Source organism: Chitinibacter sp. ZOR0017 (assembly GCF_000799095.1).
Classification (GTDB): domain Bacteria; phylum Pseudomonadota; class Gammaproteobacteria; order Burkholderiales; family Chitinibacteraceae; genus Chitinibacter; species Chitinibacter tainanensis.
Window position 1 is genome coordinate 129511 of record NZ_JTLG01000045.1, and the last position, 25965, is coordinate 155475.

25 protein-coding genes are annotated in these 25965 nt (G+C 59.1%); 15 read left to right on the forward strand and 10 right to left on the reverse strand.

The genetic code is table 11. From position 1 onward, the window contains the following. Positions 1–87: 87 nt before the first annotated feature. The 7 genes from grxD to L991_RS15085 form a co-directional block, all read right to left on the reverse strand. Positions 88–414 (reverse strand): Grx4 family monothiol glutaredoxin, encoded by a 327-nt coding sequence (grxD, locus tag L991_RS15055; RefSeq protein WP_028450512.1) that lies wholly within the window; start codon positions 412–414, stop codon positions 88–90. Positions 415–464: 50 nt separating this feature from the next. Next, positions 465–1313: a peptide chain release factor N(5)-glutamine methyltransferase gene (gene prmC, locus L991_RS15060; RefSeq protein WP_052190954.1), complete on the reverse strand. Its 849-nt coding sequence runs from the start codon at positions 1311–1313 to the stop codon at positions 465–467. Further along, positions 1314–1655 carry an FKBP-type peptidyl-prolyl cis-trans isomerase gene (locus L991_RS15065; protein WP_047396847.1) on the reverse strand — a complete coding sequence of 114 codons (342 nt, stop codon included), beginning with the start codon at positions 1653–1655 and terminating at the stop codon, positions 1314–1316. 49 nt (positions 1656–1704) lie between these two features. Next, the gene (locus tag L991_RS15070; protein WP_047396848.1) at positions 1705–3036 is read right to left on the reverse strand and encodes an ATP-binding protein; all 1332 of its coding nucleotides are present in this window, start codon (positions 3034–3036) and stop codon (positions 1705–1707) included. Further along, positions 3033–3710, reverse strand: coding sequence for a response regulator transcription factor (locus L991_RS15075; RefSeq protein ID WP_028450515.1), 678 nt, complete (start codon positions 3708–3710; stop codon positions 3033–3035). Before L991_RS15075 ends, L991_RS15070 begins: the two co-directional genes overlap by 4 nt. A 24-nt stretch (positions 3711–3734) precedes the next feature. Beyond that, positions 3735–3977 (reverse strand): PepSY domain-containing protein, encoded by a 243-nt coding sequence (locus tag L991_RS15080; RefSeq protein WP_051259040.1) that lies wholly within the window; start codon positions 3975–3977, stop codon positions 3735–3737. A gap of 85 nt (positions 3978–4062) precedes the next feature. Further along, on the reverse strand, positions 4063–4632 hold the full coding sequence (locus tag L991_RS15085; RefSeq protein WP_052190956.1) for a glycine zipper 2TM domain-containing protein: 570 nt from the start codon (positions 4630–4632) through the stop codon (positions 4063–4065). Positions 4633–4782: 150 nt separating this feature from the next. Here L991_RS15085 and L991_RS15090 point away from each other — a divergent pair, with 150 nt between their 5' ends. Next, positions 4783–5430, forward strand: coding sequence for a hypothetical protein (locus L991_RS15090; protein WP_047396849.1), 648 nt, complete (start codon positions 4783–4785; stop codon positions 5428–5430). Between the two features lie 57 nt (positions 5431–5487). Here the strand turns inward: L991_RS15090 and L991_RS15095 are convergent, their stop codons facing one another. Together L991_RS15095 and L991_RS15100 are read right to left on the reverse strand one after the other, a co-directional pair. Beyond that, positions 5488–6207 carry an EAL domain-containing protein gene (locus tag L991_RS15095; protein WP_052190958.1) on the reverse strand — a complete coding sequence of 240 codons (720 nt, stop codon included), beginning with the start codon at positions 6205–6207 and terminating at the stop codon, positions 5488–5490. A 126-nt stretch (positions 6208–6333) separates the two neighbouring features. After that, positions 6334–7497, reverse strand: coding sequence for an AAA family ATPase (locus L991_RS15100; protein WP_047396850.1), 1164 nt, complete (start codon positions 7495–7497; stop codon positions 6334–6336). A gap of 213 nt (positions 7498–7710) precedes the next feature. Here L991_RS15100 and L991_RS15115 point away from each other — a divergent pair, with 213 nt between their 5' ends. Further along, entirely contained in the window at positions 7711–10167 is a 2457-nt protein-coding gene (locus tag L991_RS15115; RefSeq protein WP_052190960.1) for a carbohydrate-binding protein, read from the forward strand. Positions 10168–10178: 11 nt separating this feature from the next. Then, positions 10179–10769, forward strand: coding sequence for a hypothetical protein (locus tag L991_RS15120; protein WP_047396852.1), 591 nt, complete (start codon positions 10179–10181; stop codon positions 10767–10769). Positions 10770–10839: 70 nt separating this feature from the next. Here the strand turns inward: L991_RS15120 and mgtE are convergent, their stop codons facing one another. Beyond that, positions 10840–12276 carry a magnesium transporter gene (gene mgtE, locus L991_RS15125; RefSeq protein WP_028450521.1) on the reverse strand — a complete coding sequence of 479 codons (1437 nt, stop codon included), beginning with the start codon at positions 12274–12276 and terminating at the stop codon, positions 10840–10842. Between the two features lie 175 nt (positions 12277–12451). On the opposite strand from mgtE, the gene corA reads away from it, so the two are divergent. The 12 genes from corA (at position 12452) to L991_RS15185 (ending at position 25869) form a co-directional block, all read left to right on the forward strand. Next, entirely contained in the window at positions 12452–13414 is a 963-nt protein-coding gene (gene corA, locus L991_RS15130; RefSeq protein WP_047396853.1) for a magnesium/cobalt transporter CorA, read from the forward strand. A 130-nt stretch (positions 13415–13544) separates the two neighbouring features. After that, complete coding sequence (locus L991_RS15135) at positions 13545–14576, forward strand: tetratricopeptide repeat protein (protein WP_028450523.1); 1032 nt, start codon at positions 13545–13547, stop codon at positions 14574–14576. A gap of 140 nt (positions 14577–14716) precedes the next feature. Continuing rightward, positions 14717–15991, forward strand: coding sequence for a glutamate--cysteine ligase (gene gshA, locus L991_RS15140; RefSeq protein ID WP_047396854.1), 1275 nt, complete (start codon positions 14717–14719; stop codon positions 15989–15991). Between the two features lie 21 nt (positions 15992–16012). Then, positions 16013–16960, forward strand: a complete 948-nt coding sequence (gene gshB / locus L991_RS15145; RefSeq protein WP_047396973.1) for a glutathione synthase — start codon at positions 16013–16015, stop codon at positions 16958–16960. Beyond that, positions 16951–18009 (forward strand): FAD:protein FMN transferase, encoded by a 1059-nt coding sequence (locus tag L991_RS15150; protein WP_231550571.1) that lies wholly within the window; start codon positions 16951–16953, stop codon positions 18007–18009. The genes gshB and L991_RS15150 overlap by 10 nt, the downstream gene beginning before the upstream one ends. Positions 18010–18204: 195 nt before the next feature. Continuing rightward, complete coding sequence (locus L991_RS15155) at positions 18205–18603, forward strand: PTS sugar transporter subunit IIA (protein WP_028450527.1); 399 nt, start codon at positions 18205–18207, stop codon at positions 18601–18603. A 13-nt stretch (positions 18604–18616) separates the two neighbouring features. Next, entirely contained in the window at positions 18617–18886 is a 270-nt protein-coding gene (locus L991_RS15160) for an HPr family phosphocarrier protein (protein WP_028450528.1), read from the forward strand. Between the two features lie 98 nt (positions 18887–18984). After that, on the forward strand, positions 18985–20712 hold the full coding sequence (ptsP, locus tag L991_RS15165; RefSeq protein WP_047396855.1) for a phosphoenolpyruvate--protein phosphotransferase: 1728 nt from the start codon (positions 18985–18987) through the stop codon (positions 20710–20712). A gap of 14 nt (positions 20713–20726) precedes the next feature. Further along, entirely contained in the window at positions 20727–22358 is a 1632-nt protein-coding gene (locus L991_RS16720) for a tetratricopeptide repeat-containing diguanylate cyclase (RefSeq protein WP_156129103.1), read from the forward strand. Continuing rightward, positions 22355–23443 (forward strand): hypothetical protein, encoded by a 1089-nt coding sequence (locus tag L991_RS15175; protein ID WP_047396856.1) that lies wholly within the window; start codon positions 22355–22357, stop codon positions 23441–23443. Before L991_RS16720 ends, L991_RS15175 begins: the two co-directional genes overlap by 4 nt. A 66-nt stretch (positions 23444–23509) precedes the next feature. Then, on the forward strand, positions 23510–24175 hold the full coding sequence (locus tag L991_RS15180; RefSeq protein WP_047396857.1) for an O-methyltransferase: 666 nt from the start codon (positions 23510–23512) through the stop codon (positions 24173–24175). Between the two features lie 182 nt (positions 24176–24357). Beyond that, positions 24358–25869 (forward strand): GAF domain-containing protein, encoded by a 1512-nt coding sequence (locus L991_RS15185; RefSeq protein ID WP_047396858.1) that lies wholly within the window; start codon positions 24358–24360, stop codon positions 25867–25869. The last annotated feature ends 96 nt before the right edge of the window (positions 25870–25965 follow it).

The following is a 25965-nucleotide window of genomic DNA, read 5'->3' on the forward strand; positions in this document are numbered from 1 at the left end:
AGCAGCCACCCAAAATCGACAAACAATTGCAATAAAAAACGCCGCAGGCGAAAACCCTGGGGCGTTTTTTATTAGCGAAGGCCCGGCTTATTCGCCTTGGGCGGCCTTGATGTCGGCAACCATCTCGGCCAGCTCACCACTTGCGTACAGCTCTTTCATGATGTCGCTGCCGCCTACGAATTCGCCCTTGATATACAGCTGCGGAATCGTCGGCCAGTTGGCAAATTCTTTGATGCCTTGGCGAATTTCTGGGTCGGCCAGTACGTTCACCGCCGCAAAATTCACGCCCAGATTTTTCAGAACCTGTACCGCGCCTGCTGAAAAGCCGCATTGTGGGAAAGTCGGGGTGCCTTTCATGTACAGGATGACCGGATTTTCGTTCACTTGTTGGCGGATGGTGTCTTGAATGCTCATGATGATTCGCTCGCAAAGCCTGAATAAATTAGTCGGGAATTGTAAAGCCGCTACCCGCCGCTCGCAAGGTGTGGCGACGGAGAGTCGGTCGCCGGCCACCAGCGGCCGCCGCTCACTCGGTCATTGTCGCCCAGATCACGCCAGGTGTGTACTTCGGCAAAGCCGGCCGCCTGCAATAATTCGCGGCAAGCCGCGCCCTGATCCCAGCCATGCTCCAGCAGCAGCCACGCCCCGGCACGCAGGTGGGCCGGCGCAGTGGCAATGATGGTGTGCAAATGCCGCAGCCCATCGTAGCCATCGGTGAGCGCGCCACTGGGCTCAAAGCGCAAATCGCCCTGATGCAGATGATCATCTTCGGCGTGGATATACGGCGGGTTGGACACAATTAGCGCAAATTGCTCCGCCCCCAGCGCGCTAAACCAGTTTGACTCTAGCCAGCGCACCTGGGCACCCAGCGCTTGGCCATTCTGCCGCGCGATCGCCAAAGCATCCGGCGATAGGTCAACCGCACTGACGGTTAAATCGGGGCGCTCTAGCTGCAATGTAATCGGGATACAGCCAGAGCCCGTACCCAGATCGAGCACCGCACCACCCTGCGGCGCGCGGGCCAGCGCCAGCTCTACCAGCAATTCGGTATCCGGGCGGGGAATCAGCACCGCCGGGCTCACGGCAAATTCGCGACCATAAAACTCGCGGCTACCCAGCAAATACGCCACCGGCTCGCCATCGCGGCGCCGCTGCGCCAGCGTGGCAAAGGCCTGTGCCTCGGCTTCGCTAGCCGGCTCATCATCATGCGCGATCAGCCAGGCGCGATTTTTTTGCAATACATGCAGCAGCAATACTTGCGCATCGATCCGCGCTAGGCCGCTGCTTTGCAGTAGTTCTCGCCAGCTTGCCACTTAGTCGTCCCGCGTCAGTACTTCAAGCAATTCAATCTCGAATAGCAAATTGGAATTCGGTTTGATGTGGGCGCCGATCTGGCGCTCACCATAGGCCAGATGCGCGGGGACGAAGAGTTTACGTTTGCCGCCGACTTTCATGCCCATCATGCCCTGATCCCAGCCTTTGATCACCCGGCCGGTGCCGATCACGCATTGAAACGGCTGGCCTTTGGCGACGGATGAGTCAAACACCGTGCCGTCTTCCAGGGTGCCGATGTAGTGGGCGGTGATTAGCGCGCCGCGCACGCAGGTTTTGCCCTCGCCCACGACGAGGTCTTCGATGATTAATTCGGTGCTCATGCTCTACTCTGCGAAATAGCGTTAAGCCGCCGATTTTAGCATGCCGCCGCTAGCCCACCGGCGCGGGAAAGACCAGCGTAACACTGGCGCCACCTAGCCCGCTGCGGCCCAGCTCGATGCGCCCGCCATAGGCCTGCACAATATCGGCCACCACCGCCAGACCAATGCCATGGCCCGCTACACGCTCATCCAGCCGCACGCCGCGCTGCAGCGGGGCGCTGGTATCGACAAAACCACGCCCATCGTCGCTCACCACGATGGTGAGCTGCTCGCGGGCGGCAAAGAGCCGCAGCTCGACTTGGCTCTGCGCCCATTTGCCGGCGTTATCCAGCACATTGCCAATCACTTCAAACGCATCGCCTTCATCCAGCGGCCATTGCAATTCGCCCGCGCAGCTAAGCGAAAATTGCAGCGCGCGCGCGGCGTGGACTTTTTCCATGCTGGCGATCAGCCGCTCGGCAATCGGGCGCAGCGCCAGCGGCGCGGCCAGCGCGGCTTGCCCACGCAGGGCGGCGCGGCCCAGCTGATGCTGCACAATATGATCCATCCGCGCTACTTGCTCGCGCACATGGCGCGCCAGCTCGGCCGATTGCTGCTCGGCGCGCAAGATGGCTAGCGGGGTTTTCAGGCTGTGCGCCAGATCGCCCAGCGCCTCGCGATAGCGTTGCTGGCGCGCGTGTTCTTGCTCCACCAGCTGATTCAGTTGCCGGCTCAGTGGCGCGATTTCGGCCGGGTAAACACCGCTCACCTGCCGCTGCCGGCCGGCCTCGATCTCGCGCAATTCGCCCGCCAGCTGGCGCAGCGGGCGCAGCCCCCAGCGCAGTAGCAAGGCTTGCGCGAGCAATAAACCTAGCGCAGCGGCGGCCAGCCAGCCCCACAAGGCTTGCTGAAATTGTCGGTATTGCTGCTGCAGATTGCGGGTGTCTTCATACACGATAAAGCGCACCACCTGCGGGGTATCAGCCGCCACCCAGCGTACCTGATAGGCTGCCAGCAGATACTCCCTACCCGCCAATTGCAAGGGCTGTTGCAGCCACTGGCCGGTGGCGAGATTGAGCTTGGGCAGTGCGGGCAATTGCGCGGCCGAGGGTGTGCGCCAGATCGGCTGCGGCTGCTGAGGAAATTCGATCTGCCCATACAGGCCCGAATCGGGCGTCACCCATTGTGGCTCGGTCAGATTATTGGGCATTTGCAGCCGGCCGCTACGATCAAGCTCGCTGACCGCCAGCAGCGTATACACGCCGCTGCGCAGCCGCTCAAAATGGCTGAGCTGCAAATGGCTGAGATAAATGCGCTGTACCGTCCAGCCAGCCAGGCAGAAAAAGGTCAGCATCACCACGCTGGCGCCGATGTGCAGGCGGGTGCGGATGGCACTGCTCATGCGTCTTCCAGTGCCAGCCGGTAGCCGCGGCCGCGCACGGTTTCGATCACCACCAGACTGCCATCGGGGCTGAGCTTGCGCCGCACACGGCCCAGCAGCACTTCGATCACATTGCTATCGCGGTCTTCATCATGCGGGTAGAGATAATCGCTGATCGCCTGCTTGCTGACGATATTGGGCCGCGCGCCGACCAGGTATTCCAGCAGGCGAAACTCATAGGCGGTCAGCTCGATGGGTTGGTCAAACATCTTGACCTGCTGCCGCGTAATGTCGATTTTGAGCGGCCCCAGCTGCAAGCCATCGGGCTGGGCTTTCAGCGCGCGGCGCAATAGCGCCATCACCCGCGCGGCCAACTCTGGGTATTCAAAGGGTTTGGTGAGGTAATCATCGGCGCCGGCTTCCAGCCCGGCCACTTTATCTTGCCAGGCCGCGCGGGCAGTCAGTACCAAAATCGGCATGTCTTTGCCGGCGGCACGCAGGCGGCGAATCAGCTCAACCCCACCGAGCTTGGGCAGGCCCAGATCGACAATCAGCAAATCAAACGGGTATTCCTGCGCCTGATACAGGCCATCGGCGCCATCAGCGGCGGTATCTACGCGATAGCCAGCGGCGGTGAGCTCGCGGGCCAGCGCTTCGCGCAGGCGGGTTTCGTCTTCGATCAGCAAAATGCGCATGGCGCACTCCTTGTGCCGGGCAGCTTAGCGCACGGCTCCGGTGGCTTCATCGACAAACACGGCGCGCACATCGCCCGCCGAGGTCAGCACTTTCACGCGCCAGACCGATTTATTGCCATCGACGAATTTTTCCACGTTCAGCACTTTGCCGCCGTTGGTTTTCTGTTGCGCCAGAGCGGCGGCTTCATCACGGCCAACCGCCGCTTGCACCAAGGCACTGGCACTCAGACACACCACCAGAATCGCTGTTTTCCACGCTGTTTTCATCGGTTTATCCTCCAAGATCAGCACATTGTAACCGCAAGCACCATTGGCCTACTGAGATAATTTACACACGCCCAAGCGGGCTTATTTACTGCTCTAGCTCCACCAGCACCCGCACCGGAATCCGCGAGCCGGGCCGGCCCGGATCATAGGCCAGATTGGTGGTATAAATTTGCGAGCGGTATTCATAGCTGACCCGATAATCGCGAATACGTTGCGTGGTATCGCTCACCGGGCGGCAGCGCTGCACCTCGCGGCTGACCGTGTCGTAGCGCGGGCTGGGGTTGTACTGGCTGGCCACATGATCGCCCAGCATGGCGCCGATCAGTGTCCCGGCCACGGTGGCCACATCTTTGCCACGGCCTTTGCCGATCTGGTGGCCGATTACCCCGCCGGCCACGCCGCCTAAAATCGTACCAGCGCTGTTATCCAGCGTATTGCGCGGCACTTGTTCGGTGATCCATTCGCTGCGGCACTCCTGCCGCTCTTGGCGAACTGATTCATACTGCGGCTCGACACTGCGCACGATGGCGTAATCGCGCTGCTGCCAGCGTGGAGTGCTGTTGTTGGTTCGCTCGCCATACCAGCCATCGCTGGCCATGGCGGTGGTGGTCATCAGCGCCAGCAGGCTGGCGCCAAGCAAGGTGGTGGTGCGCATGATGGTGACTCCTCTGCGTGGGTACAGCTGCACTATGCCTCTGACCAGCTGAATCTGCGCTGAACCGCAAATGTGCGCCCGCACTCGGAACTTCACCGCCACCCCACCGCTCAAAGTGGGCAATCAATGTATTTCGATAGGATGCCCATCATGCCTGAACACCGGCCCCGCTTTGCTGCTCGCCATGCCCTGCTCCCCGTCTTGCTGCTGGGATTGCTTACCGGCTGCGAGCAAGCCACCCAGCTCACTCAGCAAGCCGCCTCGTCCGTGGTGGGGATTGTGGGTGAAGAAGTCAAACGCCAGACCGATGGCGTGATCGAGCAAGTGGCCAGTGATGCCAATGAAGTGCTACAGCCACTGGGCGTGGATACCAATCAGCTGGCCAGCGCGGTTAAACAAAAAACCGGGCAACTGGTGCAACAAGTATTAAGCCCGCAAGCCGATTGGAGCACGTTACTGCAATTTAAAGGCAAATTCCCACAAGATATCGGCCTATTTACCGCCGTTAGCCCCATCATGCCGGGGCTGGAGCAGATTTTGGGTGATCAGCTGCCCGCTTGGCTCGCCGCGATGAGCGCGCCCAGCCCGCTGCATTACGACAAGGTGCTTTACCTGATTGGCAATAAGCCCACCGCCGGCAAGCCGGATACCGCATGGCTGATCATCGATCCGGAAAACCGCAAGCTGCAAGCCGGGCTGATTCAGCAAGGGCAAGTCAAAACCTTTAGCAGCGCCGGCGAAGCCCTGCACCAGCCGGCCGAAGTACAGCAACACATTCAGCAATACAGCAAGAAATAAGCCAGCAAAAGGGTATCGGCCGCCAAGCATTACCTTGCATGGCCTGCAGCCCAATACCTAGGGCTGGATATGAATAAAGCCCGGTCGGTATAAAAAGCCCTGCACCAAATCCACGCCCAGCGTGCAGGCCATCGCGCGCTGGGCTTCGGTTTCGATGCCTTCCAGCACGGTTTGTTTGCCGGTGGCTTGGGCATAGGCAATCAGGCTGGAGATGGCGGCGCGATGGAAGGGGCAATGCAAAAGGCTGAGCCAGCTGCGATCAAATTTTAGGCAATCCACCTTGATCAGCAGCGGCAAAGACAGCATCGATTGCGGCGCGCCAATGTCATCCAGCGCCAGCGGAATACCTTGGCGGGCAAAATCATCGGCCATTTTGATGCTGCGGCCGGCGGCGCTGATGTCGCTGTTTTCAATGATTTCGAGCACCACATCGCCCCGGCGCGACAAGAGCTGCAACAGCGGATGCATTTGCTCGCCTTCATCGGCCACCTGATACACATCGGGGTCGAGATTCACAAACAACGGTAGCGGCGGCGCGTAATCGAGCTGCAGCTGCTTCATCTGGTATTCGGCCTGAAACATCGTCAGCGGGCTATCGTGCAGCGCATGAAAGACCTGATCAGTACGCAAAATCTGGCCCTGGGCATCGTAAAAACGCGCCAAAGCTTCATAGGCGGCGATTTCGCCGCTGTGCGGATTGATCAGCGGCTGATATTCAACACCGAAACGCTGCTGCCCAAGCACATCGAGCAACAGGCTGACCGGAAAGGCAGACATAACAGACAAACACTACAGCAAGGGGGCTAGCAGCTTAACCCTAATTGTGTGACCCGCGCCACCTTTATTGCACCGTATAGCTTGCAAATGCAATCTGGATAGTGCTTGCAGGGCAATACCCCAGCACTAGCGTACCGGCCAATACCAGGCGGGCCGCTCCAGCGCACTTTGCCCTTCGATCTGCGTTTCGCCCAGTTCCTTCACCAAGGTAATCACCTGTGTTTCACGCTGACGGCTTAAAGCGGTTACCAATCGGGCGGCATGACTCACCACAATGATCTGCGCCTGGGCGCTGGCGGCCACAATCAGCCGCCCCAGCGCGGGTAGCAAATCGGGGTGTAGGCTAGTTTCCGGCTCGTTCAGCACCAGCAATTCCGGCGGGCGCGGGCTGAGCAAAGCCGCGCAAAGCAATAAGTAACGCAAGGTGCCATCCGATAATTCGGCAGCCGCCAAAGGCCGCAGCAGGCCGTGCTGCCACATGCGCAGCGCAAAACGGCCATGCTCGATCTCAATCTCCAGCCGTGAGCCGGGAAAAGCATCTTCAATCGCCGCCGCCAGCTCATCCCCCCGCCCCAGCTCGCGGATGGTCTGGATCGCCGCGGCCAAATCGGCGCCATCATGCGCCAATATCGGCGTATAAGTGCCCACTTGGCTCTGCCGGGCGGGTGCCTGCGCATCGCTACGCAAATGATCATAAAAGCGCCAGCCGCGCATCCGCTCGCGCAAAAGCAGCACTTCGGGCGCGCGCAACGGGTCGGCGCACTGCGCAAACAAACTATCGTAGGCCGGCAAATGCCGGCTAAGCACTTGCCACTCGCGGCCGCTGCGCACCCGGCACAAGGCATTGCGCCGATCGGCCAGCACCGCCGCTTCGCGCAGTACCGGGCCGGCCCAGATACATTCGCGCTTGATCTGCGGATCTTGCCCAAACAAGGTCGTGCTATCGGGCGCGGGCAAACCTAGGTCAATCAGATAGCCATAATCGTCGGCGGCAAAGCCCAAGCGCAAGGCGATGGTGTCTTGCCGGGTCGTACCCTGAATCGGTACTTCGCCGGCCTTCATCGCCCGGCTAATGGTTTCGGGCCCAGCCCATAACGTGGCGGCAAAGCCGCCTTCCTGCGCCAGATTGGCCACCAGCCGCCCCTGCGCGCTCTCGGCCAGCAGGCGCAAAGCGCGATAGAGGCTGGATTTGCCGCTGCCATTGGCGCCGGTAATGACATTCACCTGCGCCAGCGGCACGATCAGCTCGCGCAAAGAGCGGTAATTGGCAATCGCCAAGGTTTGCAGCATGGTCAGCCCAGCCAGAATAAGCAGCCTTCAAGCATACCGAAAGCCCGCCCACAACGCAGCCCGCGCGGGCAAACTTATCCACATAAAAACAGCAAAAGGTAATTTTTATGAAAGCTATGAAATAACTCACACACATAGCCTCCAGTTATCGGCGTAGAAAAATTCGCGCAGCATATTTGGTGTAGGATGCCCTGCTTATAACAAGGAGATGACATGCGCAAACCGATCACCCCGCTGCGTGCAAGCGGCCTGTTGTTATTCAGTTTAATTAGCGGCTCGCTCTGGGCCGCCAGCCCCTGGCAAGAAGGCCGGCAATATCAGGCCGGCGAAGAAGTGAGCTATCAGGGTCAGGTGTATCGCGCGCGCGTAGCCCATGAGGCCATTAGCGGCGCGAACTGGAATCCGCAGCAAGCCGCCTCGCTGTGGTTGGCGCTCAAAGCCAGCCCCGCCCGCGCCACCAGCACGCCCGCCGCGCCCGCCAATAATGGCGCCGCCGGCAGCTGCCCTAGCGTCTGGAGCAGCAGCGCCACCTATGTGGGTGGCAATCAGGTGAGCTACAACGGTCGTCTCTATCAAGCCAAATGGTGGACGCGAGGCGAAATCCCCGGCACCACCGGGCAGTGGGGCGTGTGGCAAGATCTAGGGGTATGTGCGGCTAACCCAGCCGCAACAAGCACTCCAGGCAATACCCCCACCCCAGTCATCACAAGCAAACCAACAGCAACCCCGACCCTCGCGCCAAGCGCGACGCCGAAACCCAGCACCGCGCCAAGCGCCAGCCCCAAACCGAGTGCGAGTCCGAGCATCAAACCAACGGCAACACCCACCGTTGCCCCGACCGCAACACCCAAACCAACTGCCACACCTACCGTAGCACCAACGGCTACCCCTAAACCGACGGCAACGCCAACTGCAGTCCCCACCGCAGCACCAACGGCCAGCCCAACGCCAGCCCCAAGCGCAACGCCGGTACCTAGTAGCGGCTTGGGTTTAGTGATTAATGAAATCGCCAGCGACCCATACGGTAGCGGCAGCTGGCTGGAAATCCGCAACGACAGTGCCACCAGCATTAATCTGGCCGAGCTGGGCCTGCGCACCCGCAATAACAGCGGCACGCTCACCACCTTTGCCCTTGGTAGCGGCACGCTGCCCGCGCAGGGCATCTTGGTGCTGGCCGCCAGCACCGGTGCCGCCGGGCAAGTGAATACCAATCAGATCCGCTATCTGGGCAGCAGCAGTAACTATCCGCGCTGGAGCAGCGCCGGCGGCGCACTGGAGCTGCTGCGCAATGGCCAAACCGCCGATTTTGTCCGCTTTGGCAGCAATAGCGATGCCGCCAGCAGCGCCAACAGCTGGAATGGCAGCAACGCGCCGGCGATCAGCAATCAGTTTGGCCATGCCTTAGTTCGCTATTTCACCCAAAGCAAAAACACCCGCAGCAGCGCAGACTGGACCAATGTGGCCTTCTCGACCCCGGCCGGGCGCAATGATGTGCCTGCCAATGCCAACGACGACGATGGGGATGGCATCCCCAGCAGCGCCAAAGTCGCGGGCGGCACTTATGCCGGGCTGGATTTATACAGCATGGGCGCCCGAGCGGGCCGCCGCACGATCCTGATTCAGGTCGACTACATGCAAAGTAGCGATGAAGGCGTAAAACCACAGCGCGAAGCCCTGCAAGCGGTGGTTGATGCCTTTGCGCGGCGCAATATCGACGTGCTGTTTGATACCGGCAATCTGTACGCGGCCGGCTTTAGCCCAGTGAATTTCAATCTGGGTGGCGGGAAAGCGGTGCCGTTTGCGGCCTGCGTGGATCTGAGCCCACCCGCTGGCTGCAGCCGGCTGGCCGATTACAAAGCCAACAGCATGGATTTACGCCGCCGGCAGATTTTCCACTATCTGCTGATGGCCAGCAGCCGCAATGCCGATGGCAGCGCCGGCTCATCGGGCGTGGCGGAAATCAATGGCAATGATCTGGTCGTGTCGCTGGGCAAATGGGGCCTCAATAGCAGCACGGCCAGCAATCGCTACCGGCTGATCAATTTCCAGGCCGGCACCATCATGCACGAGCTGGGCCATAATCTGGGCCTGCGCCATGGCGGCTTTGAAAACACCAATGACAAGCCTAACTACTACAGCATCATGAATTACCTGTATCAGTTGCAGGGCTTGGGCCAGAGTGCCACCAGCTCCGGCGCGCTGCAGCGGTATTATCTCAAGCGCGGTTATTACAGCCTCAATAGCTGCAGTATCGAAGGCAGCCCATGCGGCAATACCTTCCGCATTGATTATTCCGATGGCAGCGGCGAGCGCCTGAACGAAAGCGCCCTGCTCGAAAGCGCGCTAATCGGCCGCGGCAGCAGTGCGGGCCTGTATGCAGACTGGAATAACAGCCGCACGCAAGATGGCGCAAGCTACGCCCTCGATCTGAATGCCGATGGCAGCATAGGCTATCTGCAAGATTACGATGACTGGGGTAATATCAATCTGCGCTTTGCCCGTACTAGCTCGGGGAATGCCGGCGTAGCCATGCTGCGCAGCTTCAGTGCAGTGAGTGAGGTACCGGCCTCGAAAGCCTTTATGCATGACGAATTTGAAGCGGCCGAAGAGCATGCACCCGATGCCAGCTTCTTTGCCGAGCTGCAGCAGGCTTCCCCTTATCGCCCATAACTGGATCTCGAATGACCAAGTCAATCAACTTGACGTGTGCCCTGGCCAGCCTGCTGGCTGGGGTGTGGCTGGCCAGCCCGGCCAGCGCCGCACCCTTGCAAGTACACAGCACGCTGCAAATGGGCGAGCAGCTCAGCGGCCCATTGCGGCAGTTCAAACAGCGTCAGGGCCGCCTGCAGGTACAGGTGGGTGAGCAACGCATGGAAGTCAGTCCTCTGCCCGTCCGCTGGGCCGTGGCCCCGCAAGGCCTCACCGCCACGCTGGCGCGCCGCGCTCATCCGGCGGGCCCGCAGGACTGGCTGACGCTGGAAGGCCAAGCCCGCGATGGCCAGCCGCAACGCTGGCTGCTGGGCCGCAATCTCACCAGCGGCGTAGCGCTCAACCCACAGCAGCAGCTGGTGTGGCGCGATGGCGCGCTGCAACTGAGTGATGCCCAAGGCGGCCTGCAAGCGCTGCCGGCAGATGGCGTGATTGGGCGGCAGGGCCAATGGCGGCAATGCCTGCAGATTGTTGATCTGCGCGTACCCGCCGCCGAGACTAGCGACAGCGAAGTCACGTTTGATCTGCTCTCGTGGCCCACCAAGCAGGCCCGCTGCCGCTAAGCGCGATCGTCACGCCAACAAAAAAGCCAATGGTGTTTACCCATTGGCTTTTTTTATTGCTAGCGCCGCTTTACATCAGGAAAATCGTCGCCAAGCCCAAGAAGATAAAAAAGCCCAGGCTGTCCGTCATGGCGGTAATCAACACCGATGAGCCATAAGCCGGATCGCGACCCAGTTTTTGCATGGTCAGCGGCACAAACAAGCCCACCAGCGCCGCCACCTGCAGATTCAGCATCATCGCGCCCATCATCACCAGGCCCAGCGAGAGCTGGCCGTACAGCGCCCAGGCCATCACCCCGAGCACCCCGCCCCACACCAGGCCATTGATCACGGCAATACCCAGCTCTTTGGCCACCAGCAGCCGCGAATTGCTGGTGGTAATTTGCCCCAGCGCCAGGCCGCGGATAATCAGCGTGGTGGTTTGCGTGCCGGTATTGCCGCCAATGCCGGACACAATCGGCATCAGCGCGGCCAGCGCCACCAGATGGGCAATGGTGTCTTCAAAGGCGCCAATCACCCGGCTAGCCACAAAAGCGGTACAAATATTGATTGCCAGCCATGGCCAGCGGTTTTTCACCGCTTTGCCCACGCTGGAAAAGAGGTCTTCTTCTTTCAAGCCCGCCAGCGACAGCACTTCGGCTTCGGATTCTTCCCGGATCACATCCACCATCTGGTCTACGGTGATCCGGCCAATCACTTTGTGATTGCTATCCACCACCGGCGCCGACACGAGGTCATAGCGCTCGAAGGCCTGCGCCGCCGCGCCCACATCATCAAACGGCTGGAAGATCACCACATCGCTGGCCATTACCCCGGCTACGTATGCGTCTGGATCGCTCACCAGAAGCTTATTCAGGGGCAATACCCCCTTAATGATTTCATCATCATCCACCACGAACAGCTTATCGGTATGGGTGGGTAGCTCATCAAAGCGGCGTAAATAGCGCAGCACCACTTCCAGCTTCACATCGGCACGGATGGTAACCATGTCGAAATCCATCAGCGCCCCGACCTGATCATCGGTGTAGGACATCGCCGATTGCACTTCCGCGCGATCGTCGGCATCCAGCGTTTGCAGTACTTCGCTTTGCACCGCCTGCGGCAGATCGGGCACCAGATCGGCCAGCTCATCGGTATCGAGCTGCCCGGCGGCGGCGATGATCTCGTGCGGGGCCATGCTGGCCAGCAGCTGTTCGCGCACCGCATCCGAGACTTCTAGCAGAATATCGCCGTCGTCGTCGGCATCAACGAGGCTCCACACCGTTAAACGATCGGCCGGCGGCAGAGCTTCGAGAATGTGGGCAATATCGGCCGGGTGCAGATGCGCCAGCTTCATTTTCAGCTCGGCTTCGTTTTGCCGATGCACCAGTTGCTCGACCAGATCGTGCTTGGCCATGGCCTGCTTGTGCACCATGCTCTCGACGATCTTGTGCCGTTCGAGCAGATGAATCACCTGCTGCAGACTTTCTTGCAGGCTTTCCTGGGCTTTGCGGGTGGTCACATTCATAAGCAAACTCGGGCAAGGTGAACTGGCGCCAATCTGGCGCGCGCAGTGTAGCACGCGCAAAAGCACAAAATGATGGCGATAATTAGGATTACCGGTTTAAGCAATGTCGCAGCGGAGCAAGCGGCGTATAATCGCCGCCGCTGATTGATTGCATCTTCATTACGGGGCGCTTCTTATGCTCAATGCCTTTGTCCTTTCTGCTGGCCGCCTGATTCAAGTGCCGGCGCTGGTGCCAGAAGATCTCTCACGCCCCGAAGTGCTGTGGGTGGATATGGTTGACCCGACGGATGATGAACGTCAGCTGGTGCAGAGCGTATTTCATCTGGAACTGCCCGAGGATGAAGAGCTGAAAGACTTGGAAGAATCGGCCCGCTGTTATGTCGACGACAATGGCGTGCACATCAGCTCGTTTTTCCTCACCCACGCGGAGGACGAACACCAGAACGTCACCGTATCGTTCCTGCTCAATGAAGGCCGTCTACTCACCATCCGGCAGGAAGAACTGGCGGTATTTCGTTTATTCCGCCTGCGCGCGCGGGTGCAGCCCGGCTTTGTGGCCAGCGCGCAGGAAATTTTGCTGGCGATTTACGATGCCGCGGTGGAATACGATGCCGACGTGCTGGAAGAAATCTATACCAAGCTCGACGATGTCAGCCGCCGCGTGCTGGACCATAGCGCCGAGATGACCGACGAGCTGATGGGCCAGGCGCTGGCCGAGCTGGCCGGCCACGAAGACATCAACGGTAAAGTGCGGCTGGACTTGATGGACACGCGCCGCGCGCTGTCTTTCCTGTTGCGCTCACGCCAGCTGGCCGCCGCGCAGGAAAACGATCTGCGCGAGATTTTGCGCGATCTGGAATCACTGAATAACCACAGCGCCTTCTTGTTCGACAAGATTAACTTCTTGATGGACGCAGTGATGGGTCTGATTAATCTGGCCCAGAATAAGATTATTAAAATCTTCTCGATCGCCAGCGTGGTGTTTCTGCCCCCAACGCTGGTGGCCTCGATTTACGGGATGAATTTCCAGCATATGCCCGAGCTGCAATACGATTGGGCCTATCCGCTGGCGCTGCTGCTGATGGTCTTGTCGGGCATTGCGCCCTACGTCTTCTTCAAGCGCAAAGGCTGGCTCTAAGCCACTTATCTTGACGGGCGCGCCGGGCGTGTGCGCCGTCTTACCGCCAATCGTGTCAATGTAAGTATTCTACTGGCATTGCCCGCGCGGCTTGCGTAGGCTCAATCGTTATCCGCAGCGCCACACGCCCATGACCCGCACTGTCCAGAATGCTGACCAACGTTTGCGCGATATTCAGCGCCTGCTGCATAGCGCGCCCGAACAGGCGCTGCAGCTAAGCGAGCAATTGCTCCGCGAAAGTCAGCAGATCGGTGATATGGCCAGTCTGGTGCAGGCCACCGTGTTTATTGCCAACACCCACAATCAGCTGGGCGTGCGCTGCGACGATCAACAACGTCTGCTTGAAGCTCTGATGATTTGCCAGCACCACGATTTACCCCATCTCGCGATGGACGTCCTTGAGCGGCTCGGCCGCGATTACTATACCGGCGGCCTGTACGCCGAATCGCTGGCGGCCTGGAAGCAATGCATCGAGGTCTGCCGCACCCTGCGCCACTGCGGCCCCACCCACGCCGATGCGCTGATTGGGCTGGGCCATGTCTGCAGCGCCTACAACGCCTACGAACAAGCGGTGGAATTTCATCGCGCGGCGCTGCAATTATTGCGCTTAAATCCACAGCTGCAGCAGCAAGCCAAAGCGCAGCTGAGCCTGGGCTGGGATCTCTATCACGCCGGCCAGATGGGTGAGGCGATCAATACCCTGCAAGCCTGTGCCGATTTCAGCCAGGCCAATGGGCTGCAACATTTTGTCTCGGAATGCCTGCTGCATCTGGGCACCATTGCCCTGAAAAGCTACCACCTGGATCAGGCCGAGCTGTATCTGACTCAGGCGCTGGAATCCATCGAGCAAACTCCGGCCCACTGGACCGAATGCAATGTGCTGGGCCAATTGGCCGAAGTGCATTTTTTGCTCGGCAATCCGCGCATGTCACTGGACATCATCGAGCGGGCCCTGCGGCTGGCGCGCCAAGATGGCATGCGGCATATCGAAGCCCGCTTTCATGCCCAAGCCAGCGGCTATTGCGCCGCGCTGAAAGACCACGATGGCGTGGGCTTTTATGCCCAGCAACTGGATCAGATTCACCTGGAAAACAGCAAATCCTGGCATATTCCAGCGATCGACCTGAGCGACATTCGCCAGTACTTACCGAAAAAAGCCTAGGTATCTTAAGCAAAATCAATGACAACAAGCCTCGCCAGCCTATACCCTCAAGCCAAACTGCCGCGCCTAGACCGGTCGGCTTGTAATTGGCCGCTTGGCCCCCATATGCTGACGAATCATCACTGCCGCTGGAGCCGCCCATGAGCGTGCCACACCTCACCACCGCCCTGACTGGCCCCCTCTTGGAGCTGGAACGCAAAATCCTCGATGCCCAACCGGAAATCGAGCATTGGTTCCGCAATCAATGGCAAGAGCACACGCCGCCGTTTTATGGCTCGGTGGATTTGCGCAATGCCGGCTACAAGCTGGCGCCCGTGGATATGAATCTGTTTCCCGGCGGCTTTAATAATCTGAATCCGGAATTTCATCCGCTAGCCGTACAAGCGGCGATGATGGCGCTGGAAGGCTATTGCCCGGATGCGCGGCGCATTTTGCTGATTCCCGAAAACCACACCCGTAATGCCTTTTACCTGCAAAACGTAGCGGCACTGGTGAAAATCCTGCGCCAGGCCGGCATGGTGGTCCGCGTAGGTAGCCTCAGCCCCGAAATCAGCGCCCCGACTGAATTAGCGCTGCCTGATGGCAGCACCCTGCTGCAAGAGCCGGTGGTGCGCCAAGGCAATCGCGTCGGTCTGGCGGATTTTGATCCGTGCGTGGTGCTACTGAATAACGATTTGTCCGGCGGCATCCCTGCCATCCTGGAAAACATTGAACAAACCCTGCTGCCACCGCTGCACGCGGGCTGGGCGGTGCGACGCAAAACCGGCCACTTCAGCGCTTATGACAAGGTGGTTGACGAATTCGCCAAGCTGATTGATATCGATCCGTGGTTTATTAACCCGTATTTCGAGCATGTGGATGGGCTGGATTTCCACGCCCGCGAAGGCGAAGAGCAGCTGGCCGCCACGGTGGACGCGATGGTCGAAAAAATCGCTGCCAAATACGCCCAGCATGGCATCGACCAAACCCCGTTTGTGATCGTAAAAGCCAATGCCGGCACCTACGGCATGGGCATTATGAGCGTGAAATCCGGCGCCGAGCTGGTGAATCTGAATCGCAAGCAGCGCAATAAAATGTCGGTGATTAAAGAAGGCCTCACCGTGCACGATGTGATCGTGCAAGAAGGGGTGCCGACTTTTGAAACCATCGATGAAGGCGTAGCCGAGCCCGTGATCTATATGCTGGATCGCTTTGTGATTGGTGGTTTCTACCGCGTACACACCGGCCGCGGCATTGATGAAAACCTGAACGCCCCGGGCATGCATTTCCAGCCACTGGCTTTTGCCACCCCGCTGACCACCCCCGATTGCGATGGCTCGCCCGATTGCGAAGCCAACCGCTTCTACGCCTACGGCGTGGTGGCGCGACTGGCCCTGCTGGCTGGCGCGCTGGAACTGGAAGCCGAACCCAACTAAGCGGAGCACCCGATGGCCCAGCTGCATATCCTGTTTGTTGCCGATCCGCTGGATGGCTTCAAAATCTACAAAGACAGCACCTACGCCATGATGCGCGAAGCGGCGCAGCGCGGCCATCAGGTATTTGCTTGCCTGAGTGATGATCTGCGCCTTAGCCAAGGTCGGGTGCGCGCACGGGCGCAGGCGCTGCAACTGCAGAGCGAGGCAGACGCTGGCTCTTGGTATAAGGTTACCGACACAGTCGATCGCGAGCTGGCGGATTTCTCGGCGGTGATCATGCGTAAAGATCCGCCCTTTGATCAGGCCTATCTGTATGCCACTCAGCTGTTTAGCCTGGCGGAAGCGCACGGCGCGAAGATATTCAACCGCGGGCAGGCGCTGCGCGATCTGAACGAAAAGCTGGCAATCTTTCAATACCCAGAGCTGATTGCCCCCACGCTGGTCAGCCAGGATATGGCCGATATTCGCGCCTTTGTGGCCGAGCATGGCGATGTGATCGTTAAGCCGCTGGATGGTATGGGGGGGGCGGGTATCTTCCGCCTGACCAATCAGGATAAGAACTTGGGCAGCATACTGGAGATGTTGAGCCACAATGGCAGTCGCCTAGTGATGGCCCAACAATACCTGCCCGCCATCAAAGACGGCGACAAACGCATTTTGCTGATTGATGGGGTGCCTGTGGATTGGTGTCTGGCGCGAATTCCGGCCGCCGGCGAAACCCGCGGTAATCTGGCCGCCGGTGGCACCGGTGTTGCCCGCCCACTAAGCCCGCGTGATCGCGCGATTGCCGAGCAGCTGGGGCCCAAGCTCGCCGCACAAGGCCTGCTGCTGGTGGGGCTCGATGTGATTGGCGAGCATCTGACGGAAATTAATGTCACCAGCCCGACTTGCTTTCAGGAAATCACCGCGCAATCAGGCATCAATGTGGCGGGATTATTCATCGATGCGCTGGAGCGCCGGTGCGCCTAAGCGCAGCCCTGCCCCGCCTGCTGCGCGCTGGCTCGGTGCTATTGCTGTGCCTGTGGCTCAGTGCCTGCGGTAAAAACGAGCTGTATCAGCAGGAAAGCTATGTGTTTGGCACCCGCGTGCAGATCAGTATTTATGGTCTGGATGAAGCTGTAGCCGCCAAACACGCCGGCGCCGTACTAGCCGAACTGGATCGGCTACACCGCAAGCTGCACGCTTGGCAGCCTTCCGAGCTCACCAAGCTCAACGCCGCCATTGCACGCGGAGAGAGCGTGCAGGCGGATGTCGAGCTCATCGAAATGCTGCGCAGTGCCCAGCAATATGCCCGCCAGAGTGATCAGCTGTTTAATCCAGCCGTGGGCGAGTTGGTACGGCTGTGGGGCTTTCACCAAGACACCTTTGCGCCGGTCACCCCTGACCCCGCGCAGCTGCAAGCCGTACTGAGCGCGGCCCCCACGCTGGACGCGCTGCAAATTGAAGGCAGCAGCATCAGCAGTAGCAATCCGGCAGTGCAGATTGATCTGGGTGGTTTTGCCAAAGGCTGGGCCCTGGATCATGCCGCGCAGTATTTGCGCCAGCAACGGGTGCTTAATGCCTTGATCAATATTGGCGGCAATGTTTTGGCGCTGGGCAAAAAAGATCAGGAGCCGTGGAGCGTAGGCCTGCAACACCCGCGCAAACCCTCAGCGATGGCGGTGTTACAACTCAAAAGCGGCGAAGCCATTGGCACCTCGGGGGATTATCAGCGGTACTTTATGCAAGGCAAAGAGCGGCACAGCCACCTGATTGACCCACGCACCGGCCAGTCAGCCCACGGTATTCAGGCGGTCTCGATTATTGCCCCCCCGAGCCAGAGCGCGGGCACGATTTCCGATGTGGCGACCAAGCCGATGTTCATCGGTGGTTTGGCCACCAGCTGGCAGTATGCACAGCGCTTTGGTGTGCGCGATGTACTGGTGATTAACGAGCAAGGCGAAGCCTATCTGTCGCCGAGCATGCAGGCCCGCCTGAAATGGCTGGATGCCCCCAGCCGGATTTACCGCCTGCGCTAGGCTGACGGCAAATTGCAATTTGCCCTGCGTATACTACGGCCAGTCAGCTGGCCCACAGGTAGGCACAGTGTTGCAGCACGGCTGTTTGTCATTTTTGCTACTGCTCGAATCAGGCAAACAGTTATATGATGCATTAATTGACTGAAAACCTAATGCCCATAAGGCTTTAGGGAACGAAGAAGGAAGTACTGGTTCATGGTAGGCATAATCATCGTTACCCACTATTCGATGGGTGAGGCATTGATGACCTGTGCGCAGCACATCATGGGTCGGCCATTGCCCAATTTGGGCCAGCTTGCCGTGAGCAAAGCCGACGACCCGGAGCAGGTATTGCAACGCGCCAAAGCACTGATTGCCGAGCTGGATGATGGCGACGGCATTTTGTTGCTGACCGATATTTACGGCGGCACACCCTCCAATGTCGCCAACCGGCTGATCGAAGCCGGCAAGATCGAAGCCGTCGCCGGCGTTAATCTACCCATGCTGGTGCGGGCGCTGTCGTATAGCCATCAATCTCTCGAGATTGCCGTGAGTAAAGCCATCACCGGTGGCTTGGAAGGCGTGTTGTACATGCTCCCCGGCAACCCTTTGTAAGCAGGAACACACTATGCCGCAGCTTGAAGTCGAAATCGTCAACAAATTAGGCCTGCATGCGCGAGCCTCGAGCAAATTTACCCAGCTGGCCAGCCAGTTTCAAAGCGAAGTCTGGATTAGCCGCAATCAGAAACGTGTGAATGCCAAATCCATTATGGGCGTGATGATGTTAGCCGCCGGCAAAGGCAGCAAGATTCTGATCGACACCAGCGGCCCGGACGAAGACAAAGCCTTGGAAGCGCTCACCGCGCTGGTGGCAGATCGCTTCGGCGAAGGCGAATAAACGCAGACTTGCGCCGGATTGCCGCCTGCAGAGTGGCAACCGGCACGCCAGCCCGTGCGCTGGCCTAACCGGCGGCAACGCCAGCAGGAGGAACAGGGATGAGTATCAGCCTACACGGTTTGGGCGTGGGAGGTGGCATTGCCATCGGCCATGCTCATTTGGTATCGCACACCGATATCGAGATCGTGCATTACGTCATCCCGGCCGATGGCATCGCCGCCGAGCTGCAACGCTTTGACGAGGCCATCCGCAATACCCGCAAAGAGTTGGAAATGCTGTGGGGCAGCATCCCGGACAATGCGCCAGCCGAGCTGGGCGCTTTTCTGAGTCTGCACATCATGCTGCTCAATGACCACACCTTGTCGAAAGAGCCGCGCCACATCATTGAAACCGAGCGCTGCAATGCCGAATGGGCCGTTAAGCAGCAGCTGGATGTGCTACTCGCACAATTTGACGAAATTGAAGAAGAATATTTACGCGAACGACGCACCGACGTCATTCAGGTCACGGAGCGGATTTTCAAAGCGCTGGCCGGCCATCAGCATGGCCCCCATGCCCTGCATTGTGGTGGAGATGACTGCATTCTGGTCGCGCATGATTTGTCGCCGGCCGATATGGTGCTATTCAAAGACACCAATTACCGGGCTTTTATCACCGATGTGGGTGGCCTGACCTCGCATACCGCCATTCTGGCGCGCTCGCTGGATCTGCCGTCCGTCTTGGCGCTGCGCACTGCGCACCAGATTATCCGCGAGCAAGAGCTCATTATCGTCGACGGGATCAAAGGCTGCGTCATTATTGATCCTGATGACAAAACGCTGGCCGAATACCAGTTCCGCCAGGCCGAATGGCTCATCAAACAGCAGCAGCTGCAAGATATCCGTACCAAGCCAGCCGTCACCTATGACGGCACCGAAGTGGATCTCTCGGCCAACATCGAGCTGCCTGAAGATTGCGAGCTAGCGTTAGAAAACAACGCCAGCGGCGTGGGTCTGTTCCGTTCCGAATTCTTGTTTCTGAAAGAAGACGATCTACCCACCGAAGAAGAGCAATTTGTCGCCTACAAAGCGGCCGCCGAAGCCATGGCGGGTAAACCCGTCGTGATCCGCACGATTGACTTGGGTAAAGACAAAATCCCATCATGGCAGGCCGAGCGCGAAGCCCCCAATCCGGCGCTGGGGCTTACCGGGATTCGCCTGTGCCTGGCCGAGCCGCAAATGTTCCGCACCCAGCTGCGCGCCCTGCTGCGCGCCTCGGCATTTGGCAAAATTAAATTGCTGATTCCGATGCTGTCGGCGCTGAGCGAGGCCAAACAAACGCGCCAGCATATCGAAGACATCAAGCAGCAACTGCGCGAAGAAGGCATTGCCTTTGATGAGCAGATAGAGCTTGGCGGCATGATCGAAGTCCCCGCCGCGGCCATGGCAGTGGGCGTATTCCTGCAACACCTCGATTTTATTTCAATCGGCACCAATGACCTGATTCAGTATTCGCTAGCGGTCGATCGAAATGATGATTCGGTGAGCCATTTGTATGACCCGCTCAACCCCGGGGTCTTGCAGCTACTCAAACACATCATCAGCACCGCAGACAAACTCGGCAAACCTGTATCTATGTGCGGTGAAATGGCCGGCGACCCCAGCCTGACCCGACTGCTACTGGGTTTGGGGCTGCGGCGCTTCTCGATGCTGCCGATTCAATTATTGAAAGTAAAACAGCAATTACTGGGCGCCGAGCTTGGCCGGATCAAACCCATCGTTAGCAAAATGCTGAAAGCCGACGATGAAGACACGCTGCGGCAGTTGCTGCAGCAGCTCAATAGCTAGCAGGGAGCTCGCCCGTGGCTCAACCCATAGGCAGCGCGCCTCACCTCCTCTCGCTAGCCTCGTTGCACGATATGCTGGCGCAGGCCAAGGCGGACTTCACCAGCTGTTGCGAGCATAGCCAGAGTCTAGCCCTGCAAATCCTGCCACAGGCACGGCAGCATGCCGAGCCCAAGCTACTGAGCGAGACCCTGCATCTATTGGGGCGCTGCGAGCAGGTATTACAACAAACCAGCGAAGCGCTACTTCATTTGCAGGAAGCCAGCCAGCTGGCGGCGCCAGACACACTGGGCAACATCCTTGAGCTAATGGCCCGCTGCCATGCTGATCAGCAAGACGCCAGTTTAGCCATGCAGTTTTGGGGCAAGGCGCTGCAGGCGGCGCAGCCCTTTGATGACCGCGAATGCTTTGTGCAGTGCTTTCTTGGCGTGGGCAATCTGTATTTCCAGCACGAGCACTTTAATGAAGCGCTGTATTACCAAAGCCAGGCGGTCGATTGGGCCGAATTAAGCGCTGATGCCGACCTACAAGCCCAAAGCCAGCTGCATCTAGCCGCCACACTGATTAAATGCCAGCAATTCGATTTGGCGGAGCAACTGCTGTTTCGCACCGAAGATCAGTTGCAATTACCTGCGCGCTTAAGCTGGCTAGCAGAAGTAAACCATTATCTGGGGCAACTCTATCAAGCCCGCGGCGATGATTTACGCGCCGAGGTGTTTTTTCAGGCGGCCCATGATATTAACCAGCACACCGCCTACCACTGGGGACAAACCCAAAGCCTGCTGAGCCTAGGCCGTCTGAAAATTCAGCAAGGCGCAAGCGACGCTGCCGAACAGCTATTAACGCAGGCACTGGCGCTGGCCGAAACGCACGAAAGTAATCAGCAGCGTTTACAAATCCACCGTGAACTATCCGCCTTGTACGAGCAGCGCGGCGACTTTATCCGCGCCACGATGCATCACATTGGCTATCACGAGTATTATCAACAACAGATTCGGCAACATACGCGGCAAAACCTCGCGGCGCTGTCCAGCCGTCGCCTGCGGCAAGCCGAAATCAAACTACGGCTGCTGCGCAGCGAGCTGGAAATCCGCCAGCTACGTCAGCAAAGACATCAGGAACAAGAACGGCTAGAGCGGCTGGAAACCGCCGCTTACCGAGATGCCCTCACCGGTGTTTACAATCGGCGGGCGCTGGATGAACAGCTACCGCAACTGATCCAGCAACTCGCCGAGCAAAACCTGCCTTTGTGTCTGTTGATGATCGACTTTGATCATTTCAAACAGGTGAACGACCACTATTCGCATCAGATTGGCGATGTGGTGCTGCAAACCGGCATGCAGCTATTACAAGCCATGATTCGTGATACCGATATTCTGGCGCGCTTTGGCGGGGAAGAATTTGTTCTGGCCCTACCCAAAATCCATGCGGGCCAGGCCATGCAAATCGCCGAACGCATGCGGCGGAAAATTGCCGATTACCCTTGGAACGAAGTGGCCGCTGGGCTTAAGGTCACGATTAGTCTGGGTTGCGCACAATGGCATCAGGGCATGCGCCCAGCCGAGCTCATTCAGCACGCTGATCTGGGCCTCTATGCCGCGAAAAATGGCGGTCGCAATCGGGTCTGTCTGCATGAGGATCGCCCATGAGCGAGGCACAAGATCTGCTCCACACTCTGGCCGAGCTGGATTTACGCTTGGATAGCGATCCGGCGTATGTCAGAGCTGCCGCACCCGAGCTCCTGAAAGCCATCCGCCGCGCCAAGCAAAGCGAATGGCTGGGGCTCACGCACCTACTACAGGCGCGCGCCAGCTACCAGCTGGGCGAAGTCCCCCTCGCCTGCGAGCAAATGCAGCAAGCCATCCGCGCCTATCAGCGCCAGCAACAGCTGCATCCACAGCTGCAGTGCCATGATGAACTGGCCAACTGGCTATATAGCCAGCTGGACTACTTCCGCGCGCTGGATGAATGGCTCAAAGCGCTAGAAATCGCCACCCAGCTGCAAGCCACCGAAGGGTGCATCCGTGCCTATATCGGGGTGGGCAAAGTGCACTTGGCGTTTGGCGATGATGCAAGGGCGATGGAATGCCAGCAAATCGCCCAGCAACTTTGTCAGCCGCTGGCCGATGCGCAGCTCGATTGCGAAGTAAATCTGAATATCGCCACCTCGGCCTATCGGCTGGGCGATGATCATTTAGCCGCCAGTGCGCTACAGCTGGTTGAGCAGGCCCTAGCCAAACACAGCCTGCCGCCCGCCTGGGCGGCCGAAGCGCTCACGGTGCGCGGCCTGTTAGCACTGCGCCAAACCCAATACGAAGAAGCGCAAGAGTTACTTAGCCAAGCCTACCAGCGCTATCGCCAGCTACAACAGCTTGCCGGGCAAGGGCGAGTCATGCTGGCACTTGCCCGCAGTTTTCGCGCACTACAACAACAAGATCTGGCCGAAGAATGCCTGGAGGAAGCGGCCCGCCTCGGGGCAGCCGGCCAGTGGCCGGAAATCAGCATCGAGGCCCATAGCCAGCTGGCCGAGCTATATATCGATGCAGGCCGCTACCAGCCGGCCCTTGTTCACCGCAAAGCCTTGCACGCCTTGATCGCTGCACAGCATCAAGAACGGGGGCAGCCATTGCAGTTACCCCGGCAAGCCACCAGCCAGCTGCGCAAACTCGAACGCGAGCTGGAAACCCATAAGTGCTGGCTACGCCTGCGCAAAACCGCACCAACCCGCCACTAAGCCCCAGCCCGCCGGTAGGCTGAGCGGCTTGGGGTATAATCCGCTTTTTGCCCCAGCCCTTGCCTCATGACGATTCAAACCACCTCGATGTCGGCCGAACTGCAGGATTACTTCCTGAATATGGCGCTGCGTGAACCGCCGATTCTGCGCGAATTACGCGAAAGCACCGCCAATCATCGGGTGGCCAAAATGTCACTCGCACCCGAGCAAGGCGCCCTGTTGATCTGGCTGTTGCGGCTGATCAATGCCAAGCGCTACCTGGAAGTCGGCACTTTTCTGGGCTACAGCTCAACTGCCGCCGCGCTGGCGATGGGGGAAGATGGGCACGTCGTCGCCTGCGATGTGTGCGAAGAATTCACCCAAGAAGCGCAGCAGTGGTGGCAAAAAGCCGGCATCACCGAGCGCACCACGCTGCACTTGGGCCGTGCGGTGGATACCTTAGAACGCTTGTTGGCCGAGGGTCACGCCGGCCAATACGATTGCATACTCATCGATGCCGACAAGCCCAACTACCCTAATTACTTTGAATACGCGCTGCAGCTGGTGCGCCCACGCGGGCTGATTATTCTGGACAATATGTTCCTCAATGGCCGCGTAGCCACACCCGCAGAGCATCATCCGCGCAGCGTGGCGATCCTGCACGAATTCAATCGCCAGCTGCGTGATGATCAGCGCGTAGAGCATTGCATGCTGCCCACCGGTGATGGCATGACGATTCTGTTTAAGCGCTGACAATCGATAGGTATAGACCTGCAGCCATTGATACATATACCCCGGCGAGCCATACCCGCATAGGTATTTGATTCGGCGCCCAGCTTACCCCAATTTTGCGGCAATGCAACAAGCAACGCATGCCGGTGGCAAGTTAGCGCTCAGGCGCTACACTGGGAAGCATTCCTTCCCCGGTGTTCGTCATGCAAGTGCTGCAGCAGCCCTTTAGCGCCACCCCTGAATTTAGCCAGCTGATCGCCCAGATCAATGGCCAGCTGCACAATCGCCGCACCCAAGCGCAGGCCCAGCTCGACAGCCTGCTGCTGCGCTGCCGGCAAGAGCATGACGCCGCCGGGCTGATCACCACCGTGGAGCTGATGTCGCAAATTAGCTATGGCGATCAGCTGCTCAATCTGCAATACGAAGCCCTGCAAATGGCCGAAAGCCAGCATCTGCTGGCGCCACAGGCGCGCTTACTTACCCTGATTGGTCGCGCCCTGTACGCCAGCGCCCGTTACCAAGAAGCGCTGCAGCACTGGGCTCGTTGTTTGGCGGTGGCCGAGCTGGCGCAAGAAGTGGTGCCGTGGATCAAAGCCAAAATGGGCTTGGGGCAAATCTACGATGCGCTGGGCGATCCGGCCCGCGCCATTGCCCTGCACAGCGAAGCCATCCAGCGTGCCGAGGCCGTGGCCGATGCATGGCTGCTATTGCAGGCCAAAATCAATCTGGGCGTTAATCTACAAAAATTGCAGCGGCTGGATGAGGCGCTGGCAGCGTTTAATCATGCCCTCGATCTCGCCCGCAGCCTGCAGCATGCCGACGATGAAGCCGAAGCCCTGCTGCGTGTAGGCGGGCTGTATCTGCATAAACAAGCCTATTCGCTGGCCTTAACCGCGCTGGAAGCCGCCTGCACGCTGGCCGAGCGCAGCAGCTATTGGTGGGCGTTGGGGCAGGCGCGGCTGCAACGCAGCGAGTGTCTGTTGCGGCTGCAACGCCCCAAAGAGGCGCTGCAAATGGGTTTTCAAGCGCTCGAAGCCGCCAAACAGGCCAATGCCAAACATCTACAGCTCAAATGCCAATTGCTACTCGGCGAAATCAACGCCGAGCTGAATGAATTTGCCACCGCCTACTACACCCTGCACAGCGCCTGGCAGCTCGAGCAGCAAATCAGCCAGTCCACCCAGCGCGACCCCTTAGCCGCGCTAGGTGAGCTCACGGCCAGCACGCCAAGCCCAGATCAACTACTGCTTGATCTGGCTTGCAGCCCCATACTGGCCGGCCCCGCCAGCGCCGAAGCGCGTAGCCGGCTATGCCAAGTAGCATGCCAGGTGCTACAAGTGGGGCAAACCAGCTGGTGGCAGCTGGCTGCCGATGGGCAGCAATTGCAATGCAAACTCCGCCACAACCAAGCCGGGCTGCCGCTACCCTGCGGACCCGATTTAGCCCGCCCGCGGTTTACGCCGCTGCTTGAACAGCTGGCCGCGGGGGAAACCATTATTGCGCATGCCGCCGAGCGGCATTTTTATACCTGGCAATGGAGCGAGCTAGCGCTGGCAGCGCAAGGCATCGGGGCGCTGTTATTTTTCCCGATTAGGCAAGATGAGCGCTTAATTGCGGCCATCTGCTTTGAACATCTCGGCCCGCAACGTAATTGGCAACGTGCGGATGTCCTGCGCGCCGAGCGGCTGGCCCTGCTGGCGGCCCGCATGTTGTGATCAGCCCGGCAACTGGCTGATCTGCAAGCAAAAACTCGCCCAAGCGGCGAAACCCCTAAAAAATTTACGGTCTTTTCGCGCCAAAATAGCGCGCTA

Bases quoted from the DNA above. Each gene is read 5' to 3' on its own strand.
- ptsP (WP_047396855.1), top strand. From the start codon at position 18,985: ATGAGTATCAGCCTACACGGTTTGGGCGTGGGAGGTGGCATTGCCATC.
- L991_RS15085 (WP_052190956.1), bottom strand. From the start codon at position 4,632: ATGCGCACCACCACCTTGCTTGGCGCCAGCCTGCTGGCGCTGATGACC.
- gshA (WP_047396854.1), top strand. From the start codon at position 14,717: ATGAGCGTGCCACACCTCACCACCGCCCTGACTGGCCCCCTCTTGGAG.
- L991_RS15065 (WP_047396847.1), bottom strand. From the start codon at position 1,655: ATGAGCACCGAATTAATCATCGAAGACCTCGTCGTGGGCGAGGGCAAA.
- L991_RS15080 (WP_051259040.1), bottom strand. From the start codon at position 3,977: ATGAAAACAGCGTGGAAAACAGCGATTCTGGTGGTGTGTCTGAGTGCC.
- L991_RS15100 (WP_047396850.1), bottom strand. From the start codon at position 7,497: ATGCTGCAAACCTTGGCGATTGCCAATTACCGCTCTTTGCGCGAGCTG.
- L991_RS15090 (WP_047396849.1), top strand. From the start codon at position 4,783: ATGCCTGAACACCGGCCCCGCTTTGCTGCTCGCCATGCCCTGCTCCCC.
- L991_RS15185 (WP_047396858.1), top strand. From the start codon at position 24,358: ATGCAAGTGCTGCAGCAGCCCTTTAGCGCCACCCCTGAATTTAGCCAG.
- L991_RS15155 (WP_028450527.1), top strand. From the start codon at position 18,205: ATGGTAGGCATAATCATCGTTACCCACTATTCGATGGGTGAGGCATTG.
- L991_RS15135 (WP_028450523.1), top strand. From the start codon at position 13,545: ATGACCCGCACTGTCCAGAATGCTGACCAACGTTTGCGCGATATTCAG.
- mgtE (WP_028450521.1), bottom strand. From the start codon at position 12,276: ATGAATGTGACCACCCGCAAAGCCCAGGAAAGCCTGCAAGAAAGTCTG.
- L991_RS15095 (WP_052190958.1), bottom strand. From the start codon at position 6,207: ATGTCTGCCTTTCCGGTCAGCCTGTTGCTCGATGTGCTTGGGCAGCAG.
- L991_RS15160 (WP_028450528.1), top strand. From the start codon at position 18,617: ATGCCGCAGCTTGAAGTCGAAATCGTCAACAAATTAGGCCTGCATGCG.
- L991_RS15115 (WP_052190960.1), top strand. From the start codon at position 7,711: ATGCGCAAACCGATCACCCCGCTGCGTGCAAGCGGCCTGTTGTTATTC.
- L991_RS15075 (WP_028450515.1), bottom strand. From the start codon at position 3,710: ATGCGCATTTTGCTGATCGAAGACGAAACCCGCCTGCGCGAAGCGCTG.
- L991_RS15175 (WP_047396856.1), top strand. From the start codon at position 22,355: ATGAGCGAGGCACAAGATCTGCTCCACACTCTGGCCGAGCTGGATTTA.
- L991_RS15070 (WP_047396848.1), bottom strand. From the start codon at position 3,036: ATGAGCAGTGCCATCCGCACCCGCCTGCACATCGGCGCCAGCGTGGTG.
- L991_RS15180 (WP_047396857.1), top strand. From the start codon at position 23,510: ATGACGATTCAAACCACCTCGATGTCGGCCGAACTGCAGGATTACTTC.
- corA (WP_047396853.1), top strand. From the start codon at position 12,452: ATGCTCAATGCCTTTGTCCTTTCTGCTGGCCGCCTGATTCAAGTGCCG.
- L991_RS15120 (WP_047396852.1), top strand. From the start codon at position 10,179: ATGACCAAGTCAATCAACTTGACGTGTGCCCTGGCCAGCCTGCTGGCT.
- grxD (WP_028450512.1), bottom strand. From the start codon at position 414: ATGAGCATTCAAGACACCATCCGCCAACAAGTGAACGAAAATCCGGTC.